This is a genomic window from Herbaspirillum sp. NPDC101396 (assembly GCF_044767365.1).
In the GTDB taxonomy this organism is placed as follows: Bacteria; Pseudomonadota; Gammaproteobacteria; order Burkholderiales; family Burkholderiaceae_D; genus Herbaspirillum.
Map to the genome: position 1 here is coordinate 208916 of NZ_JBIWNT010000004.1, position 18989 is coordinate 227904.

Here is an 18989-nt window from a genome sequence, read left to right on the forward strand (position 1 = left end):
GCCGGAGCGTTACTGGACGATGCGCCGTTCGTTCTTGTTAAGGATACCTTGCAGGGTCTTTTGCAGGTCGCCGGTATGGACGGTGGCTGTATTGCCTCCGCCGTATTCGATGTTGTCGATGACCCAGCCGCGCGCGTCGCGCGTGAGGATGACGCGGTCATTCGACTTGAACGGCGCCTGCAGCTTGGCGTCGCTGTAGATCAGTTCGACCGTGCAGACGCCGCTGCTGTCGGCGCTGCTCTGGCTGATCTCGCAGCGCAGCAGTCGATACGTCGAGGCGCCCTTGGGATGGGTGGTGAACAGGTCGCCGTCGACCAGCGGCGGAGTCTGGTTGTCGGTCTGGGCCAAGTGAGCTTCTTCCGCCACCGAGACGTCCTTGAGCAGATCGAACAGCGGCACCGACAGGAAGTGGCGGAAGGTGATCAGTTCCTTCAGCGACAACGCACCGACGGGGCGATTCGACTGGTGGGTCTGGTAGAAACTGTTGACCAGATCCTTGGCCTCCTGCTCGCGGCTGGCGCTGCACGCGGTCGTCGCCAGGGCGACAACCACGATCATCATTTGCCTCATCATTGTGCCGAATTGCTTCACGATCGTTCTCTCCCCGGCGATGGCGGCGCGGGAGATTGCCCGCACGGCAAAGCCATTGCTGTGTTGTCATGTTGTCAGCTTCCCCGTTTTTTCCTCGGGGAAATGCAGCCAGCATGATAAATCAAACGTCGGACTTTGCGTGTGCGTCGCAGCCGTCTGCAGGGATGTTATCGGAAGCGGCGGCGCATTTCTTCAATGTCGCCGGCAGGAGATAAAACCGGCACTTCAGTTGAATTCGTTGATGATGCTGCTGAGGGTGTCGGTGAGATATTCGCGCTGCGACGACTGGTCGCTGCCGAGGAATTCGATGTCGTCGATGCGCCATTGCTTGTCTTCCCTGACCAGCATCAGCTTGTCTTTCCACTTTTCTTCATCTCCTCCGTTGCCGCCCTTGTAGGTGAACCTGACCTGGCAGGCGGCGTGCGCGTCGTCGCTTTCGCAACTGTCGACCTTGAAGGTGGAGGCGCCTTCGAACAGCGAAGTGAACAAGTCGCCGTCCACCAGCGGCGGCACCGGATCGGTGGCGGCAGCGTGGTATTTGATTTCGGTTTCGGAGGCTTGGCTCAGCAGCTTGAACAGCGCCTGCGAGACGAACGGCTGCAACTGTTTCAGCTCGTCCGCGCTCGGGATGCCCGGACTGTGCGTCTTCAGGTGCTGCTGGTAAAAGCCGGAAATCACCTTCTCCTGCAAGTGCGTATCGTCCGGCGGTTCGCCGCAGCCGGCCGCGAGGGCGACCGCCGACAAGGCGGCGAGGCGGGTAAGAATCTTCATGCGCGTGGTCCGGGTATATCGATGTGGAGGTGCAATGTCATTAGTCGGTTAGGTCGGGCAATCGGCATTGCGTTCCCGGTGTTTGCACATTGCGGCAGGATCGCCTGCCGCAATGACAACTTAGCTTGAAGGCGTATTTACTTCGAGCCGCTCAGCAGCGCAAAGTGTTCGACAGTCGGTGCGCCGGCGAAGAACGGGCCGACGATGCCGCGCCATTCGGTGAAGGCAGGCGATTCACGAAAGTCGACGGTATGGTTTTCCAGTGTCGCCCATTGCACCATCAGGAGGTAGCGTTCCGGCGATTCGATGCCCTTTTGCACCTGATGGCCGAGATAGCCCTTGGCCTTGGCGATGGTCTGTGCGACGCCGCGTTGGATGGCTTCGTCGAATTCAGCCTGTTTGCCCGGTTGGATGCGGATGTCGGCAAGTTCCAGAATCATTGTTGTCTCCGTTTGAGCGTGTAATTGAAAGTAAGTGCGTGGTGAAGCGGGGCTTGATTATTACATTTTCCCGCGAGCATCGCGTGAGCACGGTCGCGCGACGGCTGAAAAACTTTCACGCCGGTGCGGCCAAATTGGGGCAGTGCCGGTCCACGGCGGGGAATTCTGCACCGGGACAACGCAAGCCCGGCCGGACGCGCGTTTTTTTTGCGTTTTTCGCTGGTTTAAGGCTCCGGGGCAATTGTCATTTGGACGTTGCGTCAATACACTAGCGGTCATTCCATAACAAGGCGCATCACGGCTTTCAGCCAGTGAACGACCGATAACAACTTCACTCGGAAGGAAATTCATGGCGGGTTCATATTTCCCACAATGGCGTGTGCGCAGCGGCACGTCGGATGGACAAGGACAGGTCATCGCGGCCGACGAACGCCTGCCGATGCCGCAAACGGTCGCCATGGGCGTGCAGCACGTGGTGGCGATGTTCGGTTCGACCGTGCTGGCGCCGCTGCTGATGGGCTTCGATCCCAATCTGGCGATTCTGATGTCGGGCGTCGGCACCTTGCTGTTCTTCTTGCTGGTGGGCGGTCGCGTGCCGAGCTATCTCGGTTCCAGCTTCGCCTTCATCGGCCTGGTGATCGCCGTCACCGGCTATGCCGGACAAGGTCCGAACACCAACCTCGGCGTCGCGCTCGGCGGCATCGTTGCCTGCGGCGTGGTGTATACGCTGATCGGTTTCCTGGTCGGTATCGTCGGCACGCGCTGGATCGAAACCCTGATGCCGCCGGTGGTGACCGGTTCGGTGGTCGCGGTGATCGGCCTGAACCTGGCGCCGATCGCGGTCAAGGGCGTGACCGGCAACAACTTCGACGCCTGGATGGCGCTCGGCACGGTGTTGTGCGTGGGCCTGGTGGCTGTCTTCACGCGCGGCATGATGCAGCGTCTGCTGATTCTGATCGGTCTGCTGCTGGCATACGTGATCTACGCGATCCTGACCAACGGCGCCGGCCTCGGTAAACCGATCGATTTCAGCGCCGTCGCCAACGCCGCATGGTTCGGCATCCCGGGCTTCGCAGCGCCGGTGTTCAAGGCGGAAGCCATGGCCTTGCTGGCTCCGGTCGCGATCATCCTGGTGGCGGAAAACCTTGGCCACATCAAGGCGGTCAGCGCCATGACCGGGCAGAACCTCGACAAGTACATGGGACGCGCCTTCATCGGCGACGGCCTGGCGACTATCCTGTCGGGCAGCGTCGGCGGCACCGGCGTGACCACGTACGCAGAGAACATCGGCGTGATGGCGGTGACCAAGATTTATTCGACGCTGGTGTTCGTGGTGGCGGCGGTGATTGCGATCGTGCTGGGCTTCTCGCCCAAGTTCGGCGCGGTGATCCTGACGATTCCGGGCGCGGTGCTGGGCGGCGTGTCGATCGTGGTGTTCGGCCTGATCACCGTATCGGGCGCGCGCATCTGGGTCGAGAACAAAGTCGACTTCTCCAACAATACCAACCTGATCGTGGCAGCGGTGACGCTGGTGCTGGGCGCGGGCGACTTCACGCTGAAACTGGGCGGCTTCGCGCTGGGCGGCATCGGTACCGCCACGTTCGGTGCGATCATCTTGTATGCCTTGCTGAGAAAACGCGGCGCATAAAGTTGTCGAAATTAAAACGCGGCCTGACGGTCGCGTTTTTACATGCAAAGTTTTACCGATTCAATCTTCGCGAACTTGTCACGTGGTTGCCAAGGACTTGCCAGATTTCCATTGAGCAATGTTCGTGAACTTACTATACTCACGCGTGGCAATTGCTTTGCATCGGAACAGGACCGGGAAGGGGACTGCGATGCGCCAGAAGGAATTGCCTCTTGCCGGCCGCGGCTTATCACTCAAAAAACAGGAACACGCCGTATGAAGATCTCTCTGACACATTCCCTCGCGTTGTTGTGCGTCGCCGCTGCTCCCTTGCTGTCAGGGTGTGATGCGTTGGCGGGCAAGAAAGATTACGCTTATTTCCGCAAGCATCTGGATGAAGCCAAATCGATTTCCGACCAATGCCAGATGAACGGCACCTCCGGCATGTCCAAGGCGCAGATGTCGCAATGCGACGCCGCCCGCGATGCTTACGCCAACCGTAACTACAACTACTAATCGTTCAGAATCGGGCCGCGCGCCTCCATGGCGCCGGCCTTGTCACAAAATTGTCAAAGTCGGCCGGTAGAATCCAGCGTTTTCACGTCGATAGCGCCGCGCCATGCACAATCCCCCGGATACGCCCCAGGCCCTGCACCTGCTGTACGAGCCAGCGGGCTTCATTTGCGCGTTCCGTTTCGACGAGGGCCGCGCCACCCAATTGAAGTGGCATGAAGTCATGGCGCGCAAGATTGCGGCGCCGGCGTTCAGCTGGTTGCACGTCAAGACCGCCGACGTCAAGGTCCGTCACTGGATGGAAACCAGCGACGACATTCCCGAGCACATCGCGGAATTCCTGCTCAGCAGCGACACACACCCCTGCCTGCACACCACCGCCAACGGCGCCTACGGAACGTTGGCCGACCTCAAGATGGAAATCGGCGACACCGGCACCGAAAAGGGCGCACTGCACTTTTTCCTCGACGGCAACCGTCTGCTGACCTTGCGCACGCAGCCGCTGTGTTCGACCAACATGCTGCGCCAGAAGGTGCTCGACGGCGCGCTGTTCGACAACCCGATGGAATTGTTTGCCGAGCTGTTGCGTTGCCTGGCGGACGGCTTTGATGCACGCGTGGCCTCGCTCAACGACAAGGTGGACGACATCGAAGAGTCGGTGCTGTCGGACCGTCGGCCGGAAGACCGCAGCGAACTCAGTGCGATTCGCCGCCAGCTGGCGGAATTGCGGCGTCACATCACGCCGGAGCGGCGCCTGCTGAATCAGCTCAATCGTCTGCGTCCGGCCTGGGTGCCAACCGCCGCGCTGGAAGAACTCAACCACGCGCTCGATGAGCTCAATGAACTGCACCTGACGCTGGAGGCGCTGTATGAGCGCGCCAAGTTGCTGCAGGAAGAAATCGCCTCGCAGATGTCCGAACAGATGAACCGCAACCTGATGGCCTTGTCGATCCTGACCGCGCTGCTGATGCCGGCGACGCTGGTGTCGGGCATTTTCGGGATGAACGTCGCGGGTTTGCCAGGCCTGCACGATGAGGCCTCGTTCATGATGGTGATGTGGGTGATGATGGGACTGGGTGTCGCCACGGTTGCTTTGCTGAAGTGGCTGAAAATCTGGTGATCGCGGATCGTTTCGTCAAATAATATTCATCACATTCGACCCGATTGCGAAGAAATGCACAAAGCGTAATGATGCGCTTTGTGCGATCCAACCGGCTGATTGCCGGTTGACGAGGCCAGGATCAGCAATTTCCTTTTTTTGCCTGCCCTGGTGGGCAATGATAGCGAGGGCCGTCATGACGATCATCGTGGTCATGTTCGCGATGACGTTCTTCACCCCGGCGCCAGCCACCGCGATGCAGCTCCCATCCGCGTGGTCCTTCACGCCATTCAGGGCGGTCATATTCATAGCCGCGGCGCATGCGTTCCCAGTGCCCCTGCACCCATACATGGCGATGGCCATTCCAGTTCCAGTACCCCGGCGCCCATATATAACCGCCGCGTGGCGGAGGGGCCGCTTCATAGCGAGGCGGGGGAGGCGGTGTGCCGATATTGATGTTGACGCTGACTTGTGCCGCGGCCTGACCGGGCAAGAGCACCGTCATGCAGCTGAGGGCGAGTGCGGATGCGTATAAGAAGCGTTTCATGTGGTGACTCTTTTCGATTTTGGGACAATCGCACTATACCGAGAATTCTTCGCTCGCCAACGGATAATGCATTTGATTACATTTGAAATTGCTTCAGCGGAAGTTTGGCTCGGTACCAGAAGCACCTGTCAAAAAAAATCCTTCCGCAAATAACGACGGAAGGATCTTCAATACGCTCTGTGCCATTCAATTTGATCGCCCGCGATGAACCGCGGGCGCTTCCTGCTGACGATCAGTAAGTGCCGATGTAATCGCTCTTGCCGACTTCGACGCCGTTGTGACGGAAGATGTCGTAAGCAGTAGTGACGTGGAACAGGAAGTGCTGGATGCCGTAATGCAGCAGGTAGGCTTCGCCGGTGAAGCGCTTTTCTTTCGGCGTACCGGGACGCAGCACGATTTCACGATCGGCGGCGCCGTCGAACTGTTCCGGCTTGAGGGCTTCGATGAAGGCCAGGGTCTTGTCCAGACGCGCTTGCAGATCGGCGAAGCTGGCTTCGTTGTCTTCGTACGGCGGCACTTCGACATTGGCCAGACGCGCCGGCACGCCCTTGGCGAAATCGGCGGCGATCTGCACCTGGCGGGTCAGGTTCAGCATGTCGGGAAACAGGCGCGCCTTGAGGAAGGCGTCGGCGTCGATGTTCTTTGCGGTGGCATGCGCTTCCGCCTTGGCGAGGATGCCTTTGAGGCTGTTGAGGCCTTGCTTGAAGACGGGTACCGAAGCGTTGTAATAAGAGATGGTCATGTTGCTGTCCTTTGGTGGAGTTGCCTGCATGCGCACCTGCGCATGTCCGGGTTTTATTTTGTATAACTGAGATTGAGCGGACGGAATTTCGAATACAGCCACAGGCCGCAGGCGAACAGCGTGCCGAGGAAGCCGGTGAAGATCAGCGCCATCATGATGCCGACGAACGGCGAGGCGATCAGGCCCATCAGGCCGGTCAGGTGCTGGCCGTTCCAGACGATGGTTTCGGCGCCGAAGAAGGCGAACAAACCCATCAGGATGGCCAGCGGCACCATCGAGAAGGTGGAGGCCACGAACAGGATCTTGTACACCGTGCCGAACGAGAAGCGCTGGATTTGCAATGTTTCAAACATCGTGGACTCGCAAAAAAATGCCGGCGTCCCGGGATGCCGGCGGGAACAATATTATTGGAATGATTATTTGGCGACCCAGCTGTCCTTGAGCGTGACGGCGCGGTTGAATACCGGCTTGCCGGCAACCGAGTCGACGCGGTCGGCGACGAAATAGCCGTGGCGTTCGAACTGGTAGATTGCGCCGGCTTCGGCGGTCTTCAGCGTCGACTCCAGATAGGCGGTGATGACTTCCTTGGAAGACGGGTTCAGCGCCAGCTTGAAGTCCTTGCCGCCGGCGTCCGGATGGGCGTCGGTGAAGAGGCGATCGTACAGGCGCACTTCAGCTTCCAGCGCATGGTCGGCGCTGACCCAGTGCAGGTTGCCCTTGACCTTGTAGTTGGCGCTGCCGGGCGTGCCGCTCTTGCTGTCTTCGAAGTAGTTGCAATGCACGGCGATGACGTTGCCGTCGGCATCCTTGTCGCAGCCGGTGCACTCGACCACATAGCCGTAGCGCAGGCGCACCTTGTTGCCGGGGAATAGACGGAAGTAGCCCTTGGTCGGCACTTCCATGAAGTCTTCCTTCTCGATCCACAGATTCTTGGTGATCGGGAACAGGCGGTGCTCGCTGTCATGCAGCGGATGCGCCGGCGGGTAGACCGGGGCGCTGCATTCGACGCTCTGGCCTTCCGGGAAATTGTCGATGATCAGTTTGAGCGGACGCAGCACGGCGACGGCGCGCGGCGCCTTCGGGTCGAGGTCGTCGCGCAGCGCGCCTTCGAGGATGCTGTAGTCGATCCAGCTGTTGTTCTTGGACGCGCCGGTGCGGTCGCACATCAGGCGGATCGCTTCAGGCGTGTACCCGCGACGGCGCAGGCCGACGATGGTGGGCATGCGCGGATCGTCCCAGCCGCTGACGATGTGCTCATCGACCAGTTGCTTGAGCTTGCGCTTGCTGGTGATGATGTAGGTCAGGTTCAGGCGTGCGAATTCGTATTGATGCGGCAGCGGCTTCTTGAAGAAACCTTCTTCGGCCAGGCGTTCCAGCACCCAGTCGTAGAACGGGCGCTGGTCTTCGAACTCCAGCGTACAGATCGAATGGGTGATGCTTTCCAGCGCGTCTTCGATCGGATGCGCGTAGCTGTACATCGGGTACACACACCACTTGTCGCCGGTGTTGTGATGGGTGGCGTGGCGGATGCGATAGATGGCCGGATCGCGCAGGTTCATGTTGGGGCTGGCCATGTCGATCTTGGCGCGCAGGATCAGCGTGCCGTCGGCGTGCTTGCCGTCACGCATTTCTTCGAACAGGCGCAGCGATTCATCGGCCGGGCGGTTGCGCCATGGCGAGTCGGTCCCGGGTTCGGTCAGCGTGCCGCGGGTTTCGCGCATCTGTTCGGCGTTTTGCTCATCGACGTAGGCCAGACCCTTGCGGATCAGCGCTTGCGCGCCGGCGTACATGACGTCGAAGTAATTGCTGGCGTAGTACAGGTGCGGCTGACCGTTGTGGTCCCAGTCGAAGCCCAGCCATTTGACCGAGTCGATGATGGTGTCGACGTACTCCTGGTCTTCCTTCTCCGGATTGGTGTCGTCGAAGCGCAGGTGGCAGCGGCCGTTGTAGTCGCGCGCCAGGCCGAAGTTCAGGCAGATCGACTTGGCGTGGCCGATGTGCAGGTAGCCGTTCGGCTCGGGTGGAAAGCGGGTCACTACCTGCGGCAGGGCCTGACCCTGCTTGTCGCTGCGTTCGGCATACGTGCCGGAAACCAGGTCGGCTTCGATGATGCCGCGCAGGAAATTGGTGGATGGTGCTGGAGTGTGACCGTTTTTCAGTTCGTTGCTCATGGACGCTTTGTGGGGAGACATATAGGTATAGACAGACATTTTACCGCAGCAAGCGGTGTTGACGGGGTTTTGCGGCGCATTGAAAGCGCTTCCCGCAGGCACACGCCGGGAAATAATTGATTACACCTGATACGGATGCGAATTACCTGCCGTTTTCCTTTGCTGGCAAGCTGTGCTCATCGTCAAGTCCAAGGAGGACGTCATGAAGAAGCTGCTCAAACTCGCCATTGCCGGCATATTGGTCGCCACCTCGCTGTCTGCCTGCATCGTGGTCCCGGTCGGCCCGCCCCACGGCGGTGGTTATTACCGCCATGGGCCGTATTACGGTGGCGGCGGTTATTACGGCGGTCGCTGATCGCCGGCTGCCATTCGCTCCGCGCGGGCGGCGTTTCGTCGCATCGCGCTGTTTTCTTCTTCCGCCGCCGCAGATACTGGAATCCTGATTTGATTGGATCAACAGGAGAATTCCATGTCTGTCGGCTTGCTCAAGACCCTGCATCTGCTGGGCGTCGTGCTGTTTCTCGGCAATATCATCGTCACCGCCTTCTGGAAGGTCATGGCCGATCGCACCCGCGATCTGGCCGTGATCCGCTTCGCCGTGCGCGCGACCAACTGGGCGGATGTGTTCTTCACGTCCGGCGGCGTGCTGTTGCTGGCCGCGGCCGGGCGGGCGCTGGCGGCGCAAACCGGCATACCGGAGCTGCCCTGGCTGCGTTGGTCATATGGCTTGTTTGCGGCGACCGGATTGCTGTGGGTGGGTGTGCTGATTCCCTTGCAACGGGCGCAGGCGAAGCTGCTGGCGCCGTTGCTGCGCGATGCCGAGATTCCTGCGCGCTATTGGCGTCTGGCGCTGGCATGGGCGGTGGCCGGCACGCTGGCGACCCTGCTGCCGCTGGGGATAGTGTGGCTGATGACGGTCAAGCCGTCGCTGTAAATTGCCCGCTGTAAATTATCGCTTGTCGCCGGCCTACATCTGCCGGAACAGGTGTGCAAACAGGCGGCTGACGGCCAGCATCTCGGGCCGCTTGCGCAGCTTCAATGACAGCTTGCCGGCGTCGTCGCGTTGTGCGGCGGCGACTTCGGCAATCTGCACAATGGTGCCGCGATGCACCTGCCAGAAACGCTCGGGGTCGAGTTGCGGGATCAATTCCCTGAGGCTGGTGCGGATCAGCGCTTCGCCGTCGGCGGTGACGACGTTGACGTATTTGTCGGTGGCTTCGAAATACACCACGTCGTCGACCGGAATCAGCCTGATCTGGTTGCCGACGGCGGCGCGAATCATGCGCAGGCGCTCCTGCACCGCGGGTATTCCCGGCGTCAGGCTGCGCAACTGCGCCAATACCTTTTCCAGTCCCTGATCATTCTTATCCTTCAGCCGCGTCTGCAAGCGTGCCACCGAGAGCGCCAGGCGTTCGTCATTGGCCGGCTTGAGCACGTAGTCGATCGCCGCCTGCTCGAAGGCCTGGATTGCATAATCATCGTAGGCGGTCACAAACACCAGCAAGGGGAACCGGCGCTTGTCCGGCCATTCGTCGGCCAGTTCGCGCGCCGCCTCGAGGCCGCTCTGGCCGGGCATCCTGATGTCGAGGAAAAGGACGTCGGGTTGCAGCGCCAGCGCCTGCTCGACGGCCGCCATGCCGTTGGGCGCGATGCCGGCAATCTCCAGCCCGGGCCACAATCGTTGCAACTGCGCGGACAGGGCATCGGCGAGCAGGGCTTCATCTTCGGCAATCAGTGCGCGGACAGGTGGCGACGTAGCTGGCATGGTCGATGGGCTAAGACTAGGTGGGCTCGGTGTAGGACTTCTTGAGAGCGTAGATTGGAATGGTGATCTGCGCGACGGTTCCTTCGGGAATATTGTGCGTCAGCGTCAGCTCGGCCTCAGGTCCATACAAGACAGCCAGGCGCGCGCGAATGTTCTCAAGTCCGAGGTGAGTGCTGTCGGGACGGTTGTAGCTGGCCGTGCTGTTGAGGCCCCTGCCTGTGTCGAACACGCTGATGATCAGCAACTCCTGATGTTTGGTCACGCTGACGGTGCAGTCGCCGCCGTCGATCTTGGGTTCGAGGCCGTGGCGGATGGCGTTTTCGACCAGCGGCTGCAGCAGCATCGGCGCGATGCGCTGGCGTCGCAGCTCATCCGGCAACTGCAAGGTGTAGGTCAGGCGCAAGCCCATGCGCAGCGACATCAGGCCGAGGTAGGCCTTGATCAGGTCGAACTCCTGGCCCAGTGAGGTCTGTTCGCTGCGCGAGGTCGACAGCGTGGCGCGCAGGTAGTGGATCAACTGGTCAAGCATTTGCTGCGCGCGTATCGGTTCACTGGAAATCAGCGTCTGCAGCGTCGCCAGTGTATTGAACAGCATGTGCGGCTCGATTTGCGCCTGCAGCATTTGCAATTGGGCTTGCAGGGCTTGTTTCTCGATGACGACGTTGCGCGCTTCGAGCGCGGCCATTTTTTCGCGATTCCAGTAGAACAGGGTGGCGCCGACGCAGGCCAGCAGGATCAGGACGATCACGCCGATGGTGTTGTTGGCCTGGCCGGTGGTGAAGATCCTGAGCGGATAGCCGAGCAGGGAGCTGGCGATCATGTTGCCGATGACGAACGACAAGGGCGCGAAAATCACCAGCATCAGCAGGAAGCCGGGCTTGTTCGGCTCGTCCTCGCCCCATAGCAGCAGGCGGCCGCAATCGATCAGCACCATCGCCGTGGTGCCGATGCAGATCGAGAACACCAGGTTTTCAACAAAGCCGGCGCCGATTCGCATGAGGTAAGTGACCACCAGCGCACACAGCAGGTTGATGATCATGGTCGGTAGCAGACCGCGCAGCAATTCCGGCGGGATGAGGCGTAAGCGTGAAGCGGGAATGTTCATGAAAAGTTCTGAGTCAATCCGGTAAGTTCTCTGATGACGGAATGGTAACCCGATTCAACGCTTGGAAAGCCGTCCGGCGACGAAGCGTCGGATCGGCTTGATGAAATGCTGTTATCGTGCCGCCGCCCGGCATAGAATGTCGGCACTAAATTCTGCAGGGAGAAATACATGTGGCCTTATCCAAAAGTAACAGCGCATCGCGGCGGCGGCACGCTGGCGCCGGAAAACACGCTGGCGGGCTTCCGCTGCGGCATGGAGCACGGCTTCCGTGCGGTTGAGTTCGACGTCATGCTGACCGCCGACGAGCAGGCCATATTGATGCACGACCCGGTATTCGGCCGCACGTTGCCGGGCGAAGGCAAGGTTGCCGAGCACACGCTGGCGCAATTGCAGCAGCTGGACGCCGGCGGCTGGCATAGCCCGCAATACGCCGGCGAGCCGGTTTGCACCTTGCAGCAGGTGCTGGAGTTCAGCCGTGCCAACGGCATCTGGATGAACATTGAGATCAAGCCGGCCGGCGACGCCTGGGCGGTGCGCACCGGCGAAGTGGCGGGCGAGATTACGGCGCGCTTTTTCGCCGCTGAAATCGCCGCCCATGTGCCGGGGCAGAACGACCGCACGCTGCCGCTGTTTTCGTCGTTTTCGTTCGACGCGCTGATGGCGGCCAAGCGCGTCGCGCCGGGTATCCCGCGCGGCTTCCTGGTCGATCGCATTCCCGCGGACTGGGAAGCGCGTTTGCAGGCGCTCGGTGCGGTGGCGTTGCACACCAGTCACAAGAATCTGACGCCGGAGCTGGCGCAGGCAGTGAAACAGGCGGGATATGGTTTATTCTGCTACACCGTCAACGACCCGGCCCGCGCGGAAGAGATTCTGGGCTGGGGCGTAGATGGATTTTGCACCGACCGCATCGACCTGATCGGCCCGGCATAAAAACCTGCTTTCGATCTTACTGCGAGGCCATGATCCGGCGTCGGGCGGTGCTCGGAATCCTCATGTACTAAAGTACATTCCGGTTCCTGCGCTCCGTCCGCCACCGGCCGATGGCCTCTTGCTGCAGATCGCCAGCAGGTTTAAGCAGAATAAGAGAAACAAAGAGAAACCAGTCAGGGAAGCAAGGAATCATGAAAACCAAGGGCATGCTCAGCATGCTGGCGGCGGCAGCCGCCATTGTCATCACCAGCAACGCCGGCGCACAGGCCGGCAACAGCCAGAGAAAATATACCGACGACAGCATCGTGCGCGACCTCAAGGCCGGCAAGCTGACCGTGCGCGAGGCGCAGATCCTGCAAGACCGGCGCGATCATGCAACGGCAAAGACCGCCGCGACACCGGCGGCAGTTGCACCAAAATCTGGCGCGGCAGCGAAGGCAGGCAAGAAGGCGCACACCACCAAGCCGGCCAAATCGGTAAAGGCGAGTAAAGCTGTCCAGAAGAAAAGCAAGGCGCCTGTCAAGAAATTGACCCGTTCGCATCCCGGGCACGCAACGCAGAAAGCGCATGCTGGAAAAGCCGGTCACGTTGCCAAACAGGCTGCCACACCGGCTGCCAGGCCGCACCACGCAGTCGCGGAAAAAGAACAGCCGAGCAAAACGGCAGGCAAGAAAGACCACGCTGCCACCAAAAAAGCCGAACCAGTCCGCAAAACTGCGGTGAAATACATCAGGTAATTCCTGAATGGATTTCTGGTGCGCGCCGCTTAAACTATGTCAACGCGAATCGGAATCCTGACGTTACAGCAATGACAGGCCGCATGTCAGAGCGGATTCGCCGAATTGACGGGGGACGTGACAAACAATCGTCAGCGAGCTTGTAAGAACCAACTTAAGAGGAAAAGATGAAATTGAATAAATTACTGGCAGCCGTACTCGTCGCCGCTTTCGCCATGCCTGTCCTGGCACAGAATGCTCCTGCCGCAGCGCCTGGCGCTCCTGCAGCAACTGCACCTGCAGCACCGGCAGCCAAGGCGCCGCACGCCAAGCACAAGAAACACGCGAAAAAGCACAAGAAGCACAAGAAACACGCCAAGAAGAGCAAGAACAGCAAGCTGTATCAAGGCGCTTGATTTACCGGAGGGGGTTTTGACCAGGCAAGTCGTGATGGGGATAGGTCGGAGGATTCCGAGACCGGTCTGATTCAGGTTGCAGGTTGATATCGCCATTAACCCGTTGGGAGCAATCCGAACGGGTTTTTTTACGTCTTTTTCCCGATCGGCCGTGTTGACTTGCGGCAAACATCGGGCAAACGTCCAGCAGGCCTTGCCGACCATGATTGCGGGAGGGCTAATCACGTATAATCACGGGTTCACAGCAGCCGGTTTACAACAGCCTTCTCTGCCACATCATTTTTGCACCGTTTTCTTTACAGTCCTAGAACATGAACTCAGCCGAAATCCGCGACAAGTTTCTGAAATTCTTTGAATCCAAGGGACACACCATTGTCCGTTCGTCCAGCCTGGTGCCGGGCAACGACCCCACCTTGTTGTTTACCAACTCCGGCATGGTCCAGTTCAAGGACGTGTTCCTGGGCACCGACAAGCGCAATTACGTGCGCGCCACGTCCGTGCAGCGCTGCCTGCGCGCCGGCGGCAAACACAACGATCTGGAAAATGTCGGCTACACCGCGCGTCACCACACCTTCTTCGAAATGCTGGGCAACTGGTCCTTCGGCGACTATTTCAAGCACGACTCGCTGGTCTGGGCCTGGGAGCTGCTGACCAAGGTCTACGGCCTGCCTGCGGAAAAACTGTGGGCCACCGTCTATGAAACCGACGATGAAGCCTACGATATCTGGCACAAGGTCATCGGCCTGCCGAAAGAGCGCATCGTGCGCATCGGCGACAACAAGGGCGCGCCTTACGCTTCCGACAATTTCTGGCAAATGGCCGACACCGGCCCCTGCGGTCCCTGCTCGGAAATTTTCTACGACCACGGTCCCGACGTCTGGGGCGGTCCTCCGGGGAGCCCGGAGCAGGACGGCGACCGTTACATCGAAATCTGGAACAACGTGTTCATGCAGTTCGACCGCCAGATCGATCCGAAGACCGGCGAAGCCACGCTGACCCCGCTGCCGGCGCCGTGCGTCGACACCGGCATGGGCCTGGAGCGTCTGGCTGCTATCCTGCAGCACGTGCACAGCAACTACGAGATCGACCTGTTCCAGAAACTGATCAAGGCCGCTGCGCGCGAGACCAATGTCACCGATCTGGAAAACAATTCGCTCAAGGTCATCGCCGACCACATCCGCGCCACGTCCTTCCTGATCGTCGACGGCGTCATTCCCGGCAATGAAGGCCGCGGCTATGTGCTGCGCCGTATCATCCGCCGCGCGCTGCGTCACGGCCACAAGCTGGGCCAGACCCAGCCGTTCTTCTACAAGCTGGTCAAGGACCTGGTCGCCGAAATGGGCGCTGCCTATCCGGAACTGCCGGCCGCCGCCGCGCGCGTCGAACAAGTCCTCAAGCAGGAAGAAGAACGTTTCGGCGAAACGCTGGAACACGGCATGAAGATCCTCGAAGCCGCGCTGGCTAAAAACGCCGCCAAGCTCGACGGCGAGACTGCCTTCACGCTGTACGACACCTATGGTTTCCCGCTCGACCTGACCGCCGACATCTGCCGCGAACGCAATGTCGAACTGGATGAAGCCGGTTTCGCCACGGCCATGGAGCGCCAGAAATCGACGGCCCGCGCCGCCGGTAAGTTCAAGCTGGCCGCCGGCATCGAATACAGCGGCGACAAGACCAAATTCGTCGGCTATGACGCGCTGACGCAGCAGGCCAAGGTCACTGCGCTGTACGTTGACGGCAGCGCAGTCGCCAAGGTCGAAGCCGGGCAGGACGCTATCGTGGTGCTCGATACCACGCCGTTCTACGCCGAATCGGGCGGCCAGTCGGGCGACGCCGGCGTGCTCGAAGCCGCCGATGCCCTGTTCGCAGTGGCCGATACGCAAAAGATTCAACCCGACGTGTTCGGTCATCACGGCAGCCTGGTCAAGGGTTCGCTGGCGGTGGGCGACACCGTGGACGCCCGGGTCGACGGCGAGCAGCGCGCGCAAACCATGCGCAATCACTCGGCCACCCACCTGATGCACAAGGCGCTGCGCGAAGTGCTGGGCGACCATGTGTCGCAAAAGGGGTCGCTGGTCGACGCCGACAAGACGCGTTTCGACTTCAGCCACAACGCGCCGATGAGCGCCGATGAAATCCGCCGCGTCGAAGAAATCGTCAATCGCGAAATTCTCGCCAATGTCGCCACAGAAGCAAAGCTGATGGGCTACGACGCCGCCGTCGGCGCCGGCGCAATGGCACTGTTCGGCGAGAAGTACGGCGACGAAGTGCGCGTGCTGTCGATCGGTTCCTCGCGTGAACTGTGCGGCGGTACGCACGTGTCGCGCACCGGCGATATCGGCCTGTTCAAGATCGTTGCCGAAGGCGGCGTTGCAGCGGGCATCCGCCGCGTCGAAGCCGTCAGCGGCGAAGGCGCACTGGCGCTGGTGCAGACCTTGAGCAATCGTGTTGCCGAGGCGGCTGCGGCCCTGAAGGCGCAACCGGAAGAACTGACTCAGCGCATCGCGCAGGTGCAGGATCACGTCAAGGCGCTGGAAAAAGAATTGAGCTCGCTGAAGTCCAAGCTGGCGTCCAACCAGGGTGACGAATTGCTCACGCAAGCGGTCGACGTCAACGGCATCAAGGTGCTGGCGGCGACGCTGGAAGGCGCCGATGTCGCCACGCTGCGCGAAACCATGGACAAGCTCAAGGACAAGCTCAAGACAGCGGCCATCGTGCTGGCTTCGGTCAAGGACGGCAAGGTCAGTCTGATCGCCGGCGTCACTGCCGATGCGACTTCCAAGGTCAAGGCCGGTGAACTGGTCAACTTCGTCGCCCAGCAAGTCGGCGGCAAGGGCGGCGGACGTCCCGACATGGCGCAAGCCGGCGGCACCGATCCAAGCGGTTTGCCGAAGGCGCTGGAAGGCGTCGCGGCCTGGGTCGGCGCAAAAGCCTGAGCGCGGATACGCCCATGAGCGACTTCAAGTTCTGCCCCGTCTGCGCCGCCTCGCTGGTGATGCGCGCCGACGAGCAAGAGGCGGGCAAGCTGCGGCTTGCCTGTCCCGAAGGTCACTGGACCCACTGGGATAATCCCTTGCCGGTGCTGGCGGCGCTGGTCGAGATCGACGGCAAGATGTTGCTGGCGCGTAATGCTGCATGGCCGGAAGGCCGTTTCGCGCTGATTACCGGCTTCATGGAGCGCGACGAAACGCCGGAGCAGGGCATTGCGCGAGAAATTAAAGAAGAAACCGATCTGGATGCCAACCAGATCACCCTGATCGGCGTTTATGAGTTCATGCGCAAGAATGAACTGATCATTGCGTATCACGTGAAAGCCTCGGGCCAGATCAAGTTGTCGCCGGAATTGCTGGAGTATCGCCTGGTGGCGCCACCCGATTTGCGGCCTTGGCCTGCGGGTACGGGATACGCTGTGGCGGAGTGGATGCGGCGGCATGATTTGCCGGTCCAGTTCGTGGAATTCGCCGGCTCATCCACCCCGCTAGTTTCCCCTGCACAACAGTAGTGCGCGAAATACAACATAGTATGTTGCGACGCACCAAGGCGGTTCAGGTTGGAGTAGAATTCTCGAACGATCACTAGGAATTTTTGATTCACAGTATGGTTATTGAATTTCACAGAGAGCTGGATGCACGGGGCCTGAATTGCCCGCTGCCGATACTGAAAACCAAGAAGGCATTGGCCGACATGTCGAGCGGTCAGGTATTGCGCGTGACGGCGACCGACACCGGTTCGGTGCGCGACTTCCAGGCCTTCGCCAAGCAGACCGGCAACGATTTGCTGTCGCAGTCGCAAGAGAATCAGGAATTCATTTTCTTCATGAAGCGTAAATAATTTCGCAGATCAGTTGAAAATAAAAACGCCCGCAATTGCGGGCGTTTTTCATTGGCGTGCCATTCTGGCCACGCCGCGTAAAACAAGTCAGTGGAAGGCGCTGCCGATTTCCGGATGGAAGCTTTCGGCACGTGCGATCGGCCAGTATTTTTCGTAGACCTGGTAACGGTAATTGCCGGTGATCAGGTCGCCCGGTTCCAGGTATTTGAGCATCTCCGACAGCAGCTGGATTTCATGATCGTTGATGCGGTGGACGATGTGGAACGGACGCAGCGCCGAGGTGTGCGGCAAGCCGGCCGCCTGCACCAGTTCCTGCAGTGCGTGCAGCGTGCTCTGGTGGAAGCGGTAGACGCGTTCGGCCTTGTCCGGCACCACCAGCGCACGCGCGCGCGTCGGGTTCTGTGTCGCCACGCCGGTAGGACAGCGGTCGGTGTGGCAGCTCTGCGACTGGATGCAGCCGAGCGCGAACATGAAGCCGCGCGCCGAGTTGCACCAGTCGGCGCCGAGCGCCAGCGTACGGGCGACGTCAAAGGCGGTGATGATCTTGCCGCTGGCGCCGATCTTGACGCGGTCGCGCATGCCGATGCCGACCAGCGTGTTGTGCACCATCAGCAGGCCTTCCTGCAGCGGCATGCCGACGTGGTCGGTGAACTCCAGCGGCGCGGCGCCGGTGCCGCCTTCAGCGCCGTCGACGGTGATGAAGTCGGGCACGATATTGGTTTCCAGCATGGCCTTGGCGATGCCGAAGAATTCCCAGGGATGGCCGACGCACAGCTTGATGCCGGTGGGTTTTCCGCCCGACAGCGTGCGCAGTTTTTCTATGAATTGCAGCAAGCCGATCGGTGATGAGAACGACGAGTGCACCGCCGGCGAAATGCAGTCGACACCCATCGGGATGCCACGCGTGGCAGAGATTTCCGGTGTGATCTTGGCCGCCGGCAGCACGCCGCCGTGGCCCGGCTTGGCGCCTTGCGACAACTTCACTTCGATCATTTTCACTTGCGGCGCGTTGGCCTGGACTGTGAATTTTTCTTCGTCGAAACTGCCGTCCGGATGGCGGCAGCCGAAATACCCCGAGGCGATCTGCCAGACAAGGTCGCCGCCGAATTCGCGGTGATAGGCCGAAATGGATCCTTCGCCGGTGTCATGCGCGAAGTTGCCTTTTTTTGCGCCTTGATTGAGCGCGCGGATGGCGTTGGAAGACAGCGAGCCGAAGCTCATCGCCGAGACGTTGAAGACTGACATCGAATACGGTTGCGCGAGTCCTGCGCCGACGGTGACGCGGAAGTCGTGGCTGGCGATCTTGGTCGGCGACAGCGAGTGGCCGATCCATTCGTAGCCGGCCAGCTTGACGTCGAGTTCGGTGCCGAACGGGCGGCTGTCGACGTCCGCCTTGGCACGCTGGTAGACCACGCTGCGCTTCTTGCGTGTGAATGGCGCGCCGTCGTTTTCACCTTCAAAGAAATACTGGCGGAGTTCCGGACGGATCGCTTCGAACATGAAGCGGAAATGGCCCATCAGCGGATAGTTGCGCAGCACTGCATGGCGGCGTTGCACGATGTCGCGCACGCCGATCACACTCAGCACCAGCGGCGCTGCGGCCCACCACCAGCTGACCATATGGTCCGAGGCGAGGATGGCCAGCGCCAGCGTCAGAAAAATCATGAACCACAAGATCAGGTAACGAGTTGCCCACATACCAGCGTCCTTTTTGTTGTTTGTCAG

The 18989-nt window shown here is 60.4% G+C and carries 21 protein-coding genes and 1 pseudogene; 11 read left to right on the top strand and 11 right to left on the bottom strand.

Annotated elements, in window-relative coordinates; genetic code table 11:
• Positions 1–9: 9 nt before the first annotated feature.
• The 3 genes from ACIROY_RS14800 to ACIROY_RS14810 form a co-directional block, all read right to left on the bottom strand.
• A complete protein-coding gene (locus ACIROY_RS14800; RefSeq protein ID WP_402278088.1) occupies positions 10–561 on the bottom strand; it encodes a hypothetical protein in 552 nt (183 codons plus the stop codon).
• A gap of 255 nt (positions 562–816) precedes the next feature.
• On the bottom strand, positions 817–1362 hold the full coding sequence (locus ACIROY_RS14805) for a DUF3828 domain-containing protein (protein ID WP_402278087.1): 546 nt from the start codon (positions 1360–1362) through the stop codon (positions 817–819).
• 137 nt (positions 1363–1499) lie between these two features.
• Positions 1500–1802 (bottom strand): antibiotic biosynthesis monooxygenase family protein, encoded by a 303-nt coding sequence (locus tag ACIROY_RS14810; protein WP_402278086.1) that lies wholly within the window; start codon positions 1800–1802, stop codon positions 1500–1502.
• A gap of 349 nt (positions 1803–2151) precedes the next feature.
• Between ACIROY_RS14810 and ACIROY_RS14815 the strand changes: the two genes are divergently transcribed.
• The 3 genes from ACIROY_RS14815 to ACIROY_RS14825 all read left to right on the top strand — a co-directional run bounded on the left by ACIROY_RS14815 (position 2152) and on the right by ACIROY_RS14825 (position 5062).
• Entirely contained in the window at positions 2152–3450 is a 1299-nt protein-coding gene (locus ACIROY_RS14815; protein WP_402278085.1) for a solute carrier family 23 protein, read from the top strand.
• Between the two features lie 255 nt (positions 3451–3705).
• Positions 3706–3945, top strand: a complete 240-nt coding sequence (locus ACIROY_RS14820) for a hypothetical protein (RefSeq protein WP_402278084.1) — start codon at positions 3706–3708, stop codon at positions 3943–3945.
• Positions 3946–4048: 103 nt separating this feature from the next.
• On the top strand, positions 4049–5062 hold the full coding sequence (locus tag ACIROY_RS14825; protein ID WP_402278083.1) for a transporter: 1014 nt from the start codon (positions 4049–4051) through the stop codon (positions 5060–5062).
• 15 nt (positions 5063–5077) lie between these two features.
• Here ACIROY_RS14825 and ACIROY_RS14830 read toward each other — a convergent pair whose 3' ends face one another.
• The 5 genes and pseudogenes from ACIROY_RS14830 to ACIROY_RS14850 form a co-directional block, all read right to left on the bottom strand.
• Positions 5078–5350 carry a hypothetical protein gene (locus tag ACIROY_RS14830; protein ID WP_402342746.1) on the bottom strand — a complete coding sequence of 91 codons (273 nt, stop codon included), beginning with the start codon at positions 5348–5350 and terminating at the stop codon, positions 5078–5080.
• Between the two features lie 49 nt (positions 5351–5399).
• Positions 5400–5588 (bottom strand): annotated as a pseudogene (locus tag ACIROY_RS14835) (hypothetical protein); the annotation flags it as partial.
• Positions 5589–5820: 232 nt separating this feature from the next.
• The gene (locus ACIROY_RS14840) at positions 5821–6330 is read right to left on the bottom strand and encodes a DUF1993 family protein (RefSeq protein ID WP_402278082.1); all 510 of its coding nucleotides are present in this window, start codon (positions 6328–6330) and stop codon (positions 5821–5823) included.
• Between the two features lie 53 nt (positions 6331–6383).
• Positions 6384–6683: a hypothetical protein gene (locus tag ACIROY_RS14845; RefSeq protein ID WP_402278081.1), complete on the bottom strand. Its 300-nt coding sequence runs from the start codon at positions 6681–6683 to the stop codon at positions 6384–6386.
• A 63-nt stretch (positions 6684–6746) separates the two neighbouring features.
• The gene (locus ACIROY_RS14850; protein WP_402342187.1) at positions 6747–8501 is read right to left on the bottom strand and encodes a glutamine--tRNA ligase/YqeY domain fusion protein; all 1755 of its coding nucleotides are present in this window, start codon (positions 8499–8501) and stop codon (positions 6747–6749) included.
• Positions 8502–8673: 172 nt separating this feature from the next.
• Here ACIROY_RS14850 and ACIROY_RS14855 point away from each other — a divergent pair, with 172 nt between their 5' ends.
• Positions 8674–8856 (top strand): hypothetical protein, encoded by a 183-nt coding sequence (locus ACIROY_RS14855; protein ID WP_402342189.1) that lies wholly within the window; start codon positions 8674–8676, stop codon positions 8854–8856.
• A gap of 114 nt (positions 8857–8970) precedes the next feature.
• A complete protein-coding gene (locus ACIROY_RS14860) occupies positions 8971–9435 on the top strand; it encodes a DUF2269 family protein (protein ID WP_402342191.1) in 465 nt (154 codons plus the stop codon).
• Positions 9436–9468: 33 nt separating this feature from the next.
• Here ACIROY_RS14860 and ACIROY_RS14865 read toward each other — a convergent pair whose 3' ends face one another.
• Positions 9469–10266 carry a LytR/AlgR family response regulator transcription factor gene (locus ACIROY_RS14865; protein WP_402342193.1) on the bottom strand — a complete coding sequence of 266 codons (798 nt, stop codon included), beginning with the start codon at positions 10264–10266 and terminating at the stop codon, positions 9469–9471.
• A gap of 16 nt (positions 10267–10282) precedes the next feature.
• Entirely contained in the window at positions 10283–11371 is a 1089-nt protein-coding gene (locus tag ACIROY_RS14870; RefSeq protein WP_402278078.1) for a sensor histidine kinase, read from the bottom strand.
• 168 nt (positions 11372–11539) lie between these two features.
• On the opposite strand from ACIROY_RS14870, the gene ugpQ reads away from it, so the two are divergent.
• The 6 genes from ugpQ (at position 11540) to ACIROY_RS14900 (ending at position 17264) form a co-directional block, all read left to right on the top strand.
• Positions 11540–12301, top strand: coding sequence for a glycerophosphodiester phosphodiesterase (gene ugpQ, locus ACIROY_RS14875; protein ID WP_402342195.1), 762 nt, complete (start codon positions 11540–11542; stop codon positions 12299–12301).
• A gap of 191 nt (positions 12302–12492) precedes the next feature.
• Positions 12493–13038, top strand: coding sequence for a hypothetical protein (locus ACIROY_RS14880; RefSeq protein ID WP_402342197.1), 546 nt, complete (start codon positions 12493–12495; stop codon positions 13036–13038).
• A 167-nt stretch (positions 13039–13205) separates the two neighbouring features.
• Positions 13206–13433 (top strand): hypothetical protein, encoded by a 228-nt coding sequence (locus ACIROY_RS14885; protein WP_116434883.1) that lies wholly within the window; start codon positions 13206–13208, stop codon positions 13431–13433.
• A 311-nt stretch (positions 13434–13744) separates the two neighbouring features.
• Positions 13745–16369, top strand: a complete 2625-nt coding sequence (gene alaS, locus ACIROY_RS14890) for an alanine--tRNA ligase (RefSeq protein ID WP_402278075.1) — start codon at positions 13745–13747, stop codon at positions 16367–16369.
• 14 nt (positions 16370–16383) lie between these two features.
• Positions 16384–16935, top strand: a complete 552-nt coding sequence (locus ACIROY_RS14895) for an NUDIX domain-containing protein (protein ID WP_116434885.1) — start codon at positions 16384–16386, stop codon at positions 16933–16935.
• A gap of 95 nt (positions 16936–17030) precedes the next feature.
• On the top strand, positions 17031–17264 hold the full coding sequence (locus tag ACIROY_RS14900) for a sulfurtransferase TusA family protein (RefSeq protein ID WP_007876134.1): 234 nt from the start codon (positions 17031–17033) through the stop codon (positions 17262–17264).
• A gap of 87 nt (positions 17265–17351) precedes the next feature.
• Here ACIROY_RS14900 and ACIROY_RS14905 read toward each other — a convergent pair whose 3' ends face one another.
• The gene (locus ACIROY_RS14905) at positions 17352–18962 is read right to left on the bottom strand and encodes an FMN-binding glutamate synthase family protein (RefSeq protein ID WP_402278074.1); all 1611 of its coding nucleotides are present in this window, start codon (positions 18960–18962) and stop codon (positions 17352–17354) included.
• Positions 18963–18989: the final 27 nt, after the last annotated feature.

Excerpts from the sequence above, each read along its gene's own strand:
- ACIROY_RS14830 (WP_402342746.1), bottom strand. The coding sequence starts at position 5,350 with ATGAATATGACCGCCCTGAATGGCGTGAAGGACCACGCGGATGGGAGC.
- ACIROY_RS14825 (WP_402278083.1), top strand. The coding sequence starts at position 4,049 with ATGCACAATCCCCCGGATACGCCCCAGGCCCTGCACCTGCTGTACGAG.
- ACIROY_RS14800 (WP_402278088.1), bottom strand. The coding sequence starts at position 561 with ATGATGATCGTGGTTGTCGCCCTGGCGACGACCGCGTGCAGCGCCAGC.
- ACIROY_RS14885 (WP_116434883.1), top strand. The coding sequence starts at position 13,206 with ATGAAATTGAATAAATTACTGGCAGCCGTACTCGTCGCCGCTTTCGCC.
- ACIROY_RS14905 (WP_402278074.1), bottom strand. The coding sequence starts at position 18,962 with ATGTGGGCAACTCGTTACCTGATCTTGTGGTTCATGATTTTTCTGACG.
- ACIROY_RS14815 (WP_402278085.1), top strand. The coding sequence starts at position 2,152 with ATGGCGGGTTCATATTTCCCACAATGGCGTGTGCGCAGCGGCACGTCG.
- ugpQ (WP_402342195.1), top strand. The coding sequence starts at position 11,540 with ATGTGGCCTTATCCAAAAGTAACAGCGCATCGCGGCGGCGGCACGCTG.
- ACIROY_RS14895 (WP_116434885.1), top strand. The coding sequence starts at position 16,384 with ATGAGCGACTTCAAGTTCTGCCCCGTCTGCGCCGCCTCGCTGGTGATG.
- alaS (WP_402278075.1), top strand. The coding sequence starts at position 13,745 with ATGAACTCAGCCGAAATCCGCGACAAGTTTCTGAAATTCTTTGAATCC.
- ACIROY_RS14880 (WP_402342197.1), top strand. The coding sequence starts at position 12,493 with ATGAAAACCAAGGGCATGCTCAGCATGCTGGCGGCGGCAGCCGCCATT.
- ACIROY_RS14850 (WP_402342187.1), bottom strand. The coding sequence starts at position 8,501 with ATGAGCAACGAACTGAAAAACGGTCACACTCCAGCACCATCCACCAAT.
- ACIROY_RS14820 (WP_402278084.1), top strand. The coding sequence starts at position 3,706 with ATGAAGATCTCTCTGACACATTCCCTCGCGTTGTTGTGCGTCGCCGCT.
- ACIROY_RS14805 (WP_402278087.1), bottom strand. The coding sequence starts at position 1,362 with ATGAAGATTCTTACCCGCCTCGCCGCCTTGTCGGCGGTCGCCCTCGCG.
- ACIROY_RS14900 (WP_007876134.1), top strand. The coding sequence starts at position 17,031 with ATGGTTATTGAATTTCACAGAGAGCTGGATGCACGGGGCCTGAATTGC.
- ACIROY_RS14860 (WP_402342191.1), top strand. The coding sequence starts at position 8,971 with ATGTCTGTCGGCTTGCTCAAGACCCTGCATCTGCTGGGCGTCGTGCTG.
- ACIROY_RS14810 (WP_402278086.1), bottom strand. The coding sequence starts at position 1,802 with ATGATTCTGGAACTTGCCGACATCCGCATCCAACCGGGCAAACAGGCT.
- ACIROY_RS14865 (WP_402342193.1), bottom strand. The coding sequence starts at position 10,266 with ATGCCAGCTACGTCGCCACCTGTCCGCGCACTGATTGCCGAAGATGAA.
- ACIROY_RS14840 (WP_402278082.1), bottom strand. The coding sequence starts at position 6,330 with ATGACCATCTCTTATTACAACGCTTCGGTACCCGTCTTCAAGCAAGGC.
- ACIROY_RS14870 (WP_402278078.1), bottom strand. The coding sequence starts at position 11,371 with ATGAACATTCCCGCTTCACGCTTACGCCTCATCCCGCCGGAATTGCTG.
- ACIROY_RS14845 (WP_402278081.1), bottom strand. The coding sequence starts at position 6,683 with ATGTTTGAAACATTGCAAATCCAGCGCTTCTCGTTCGGCACGGTGTAC.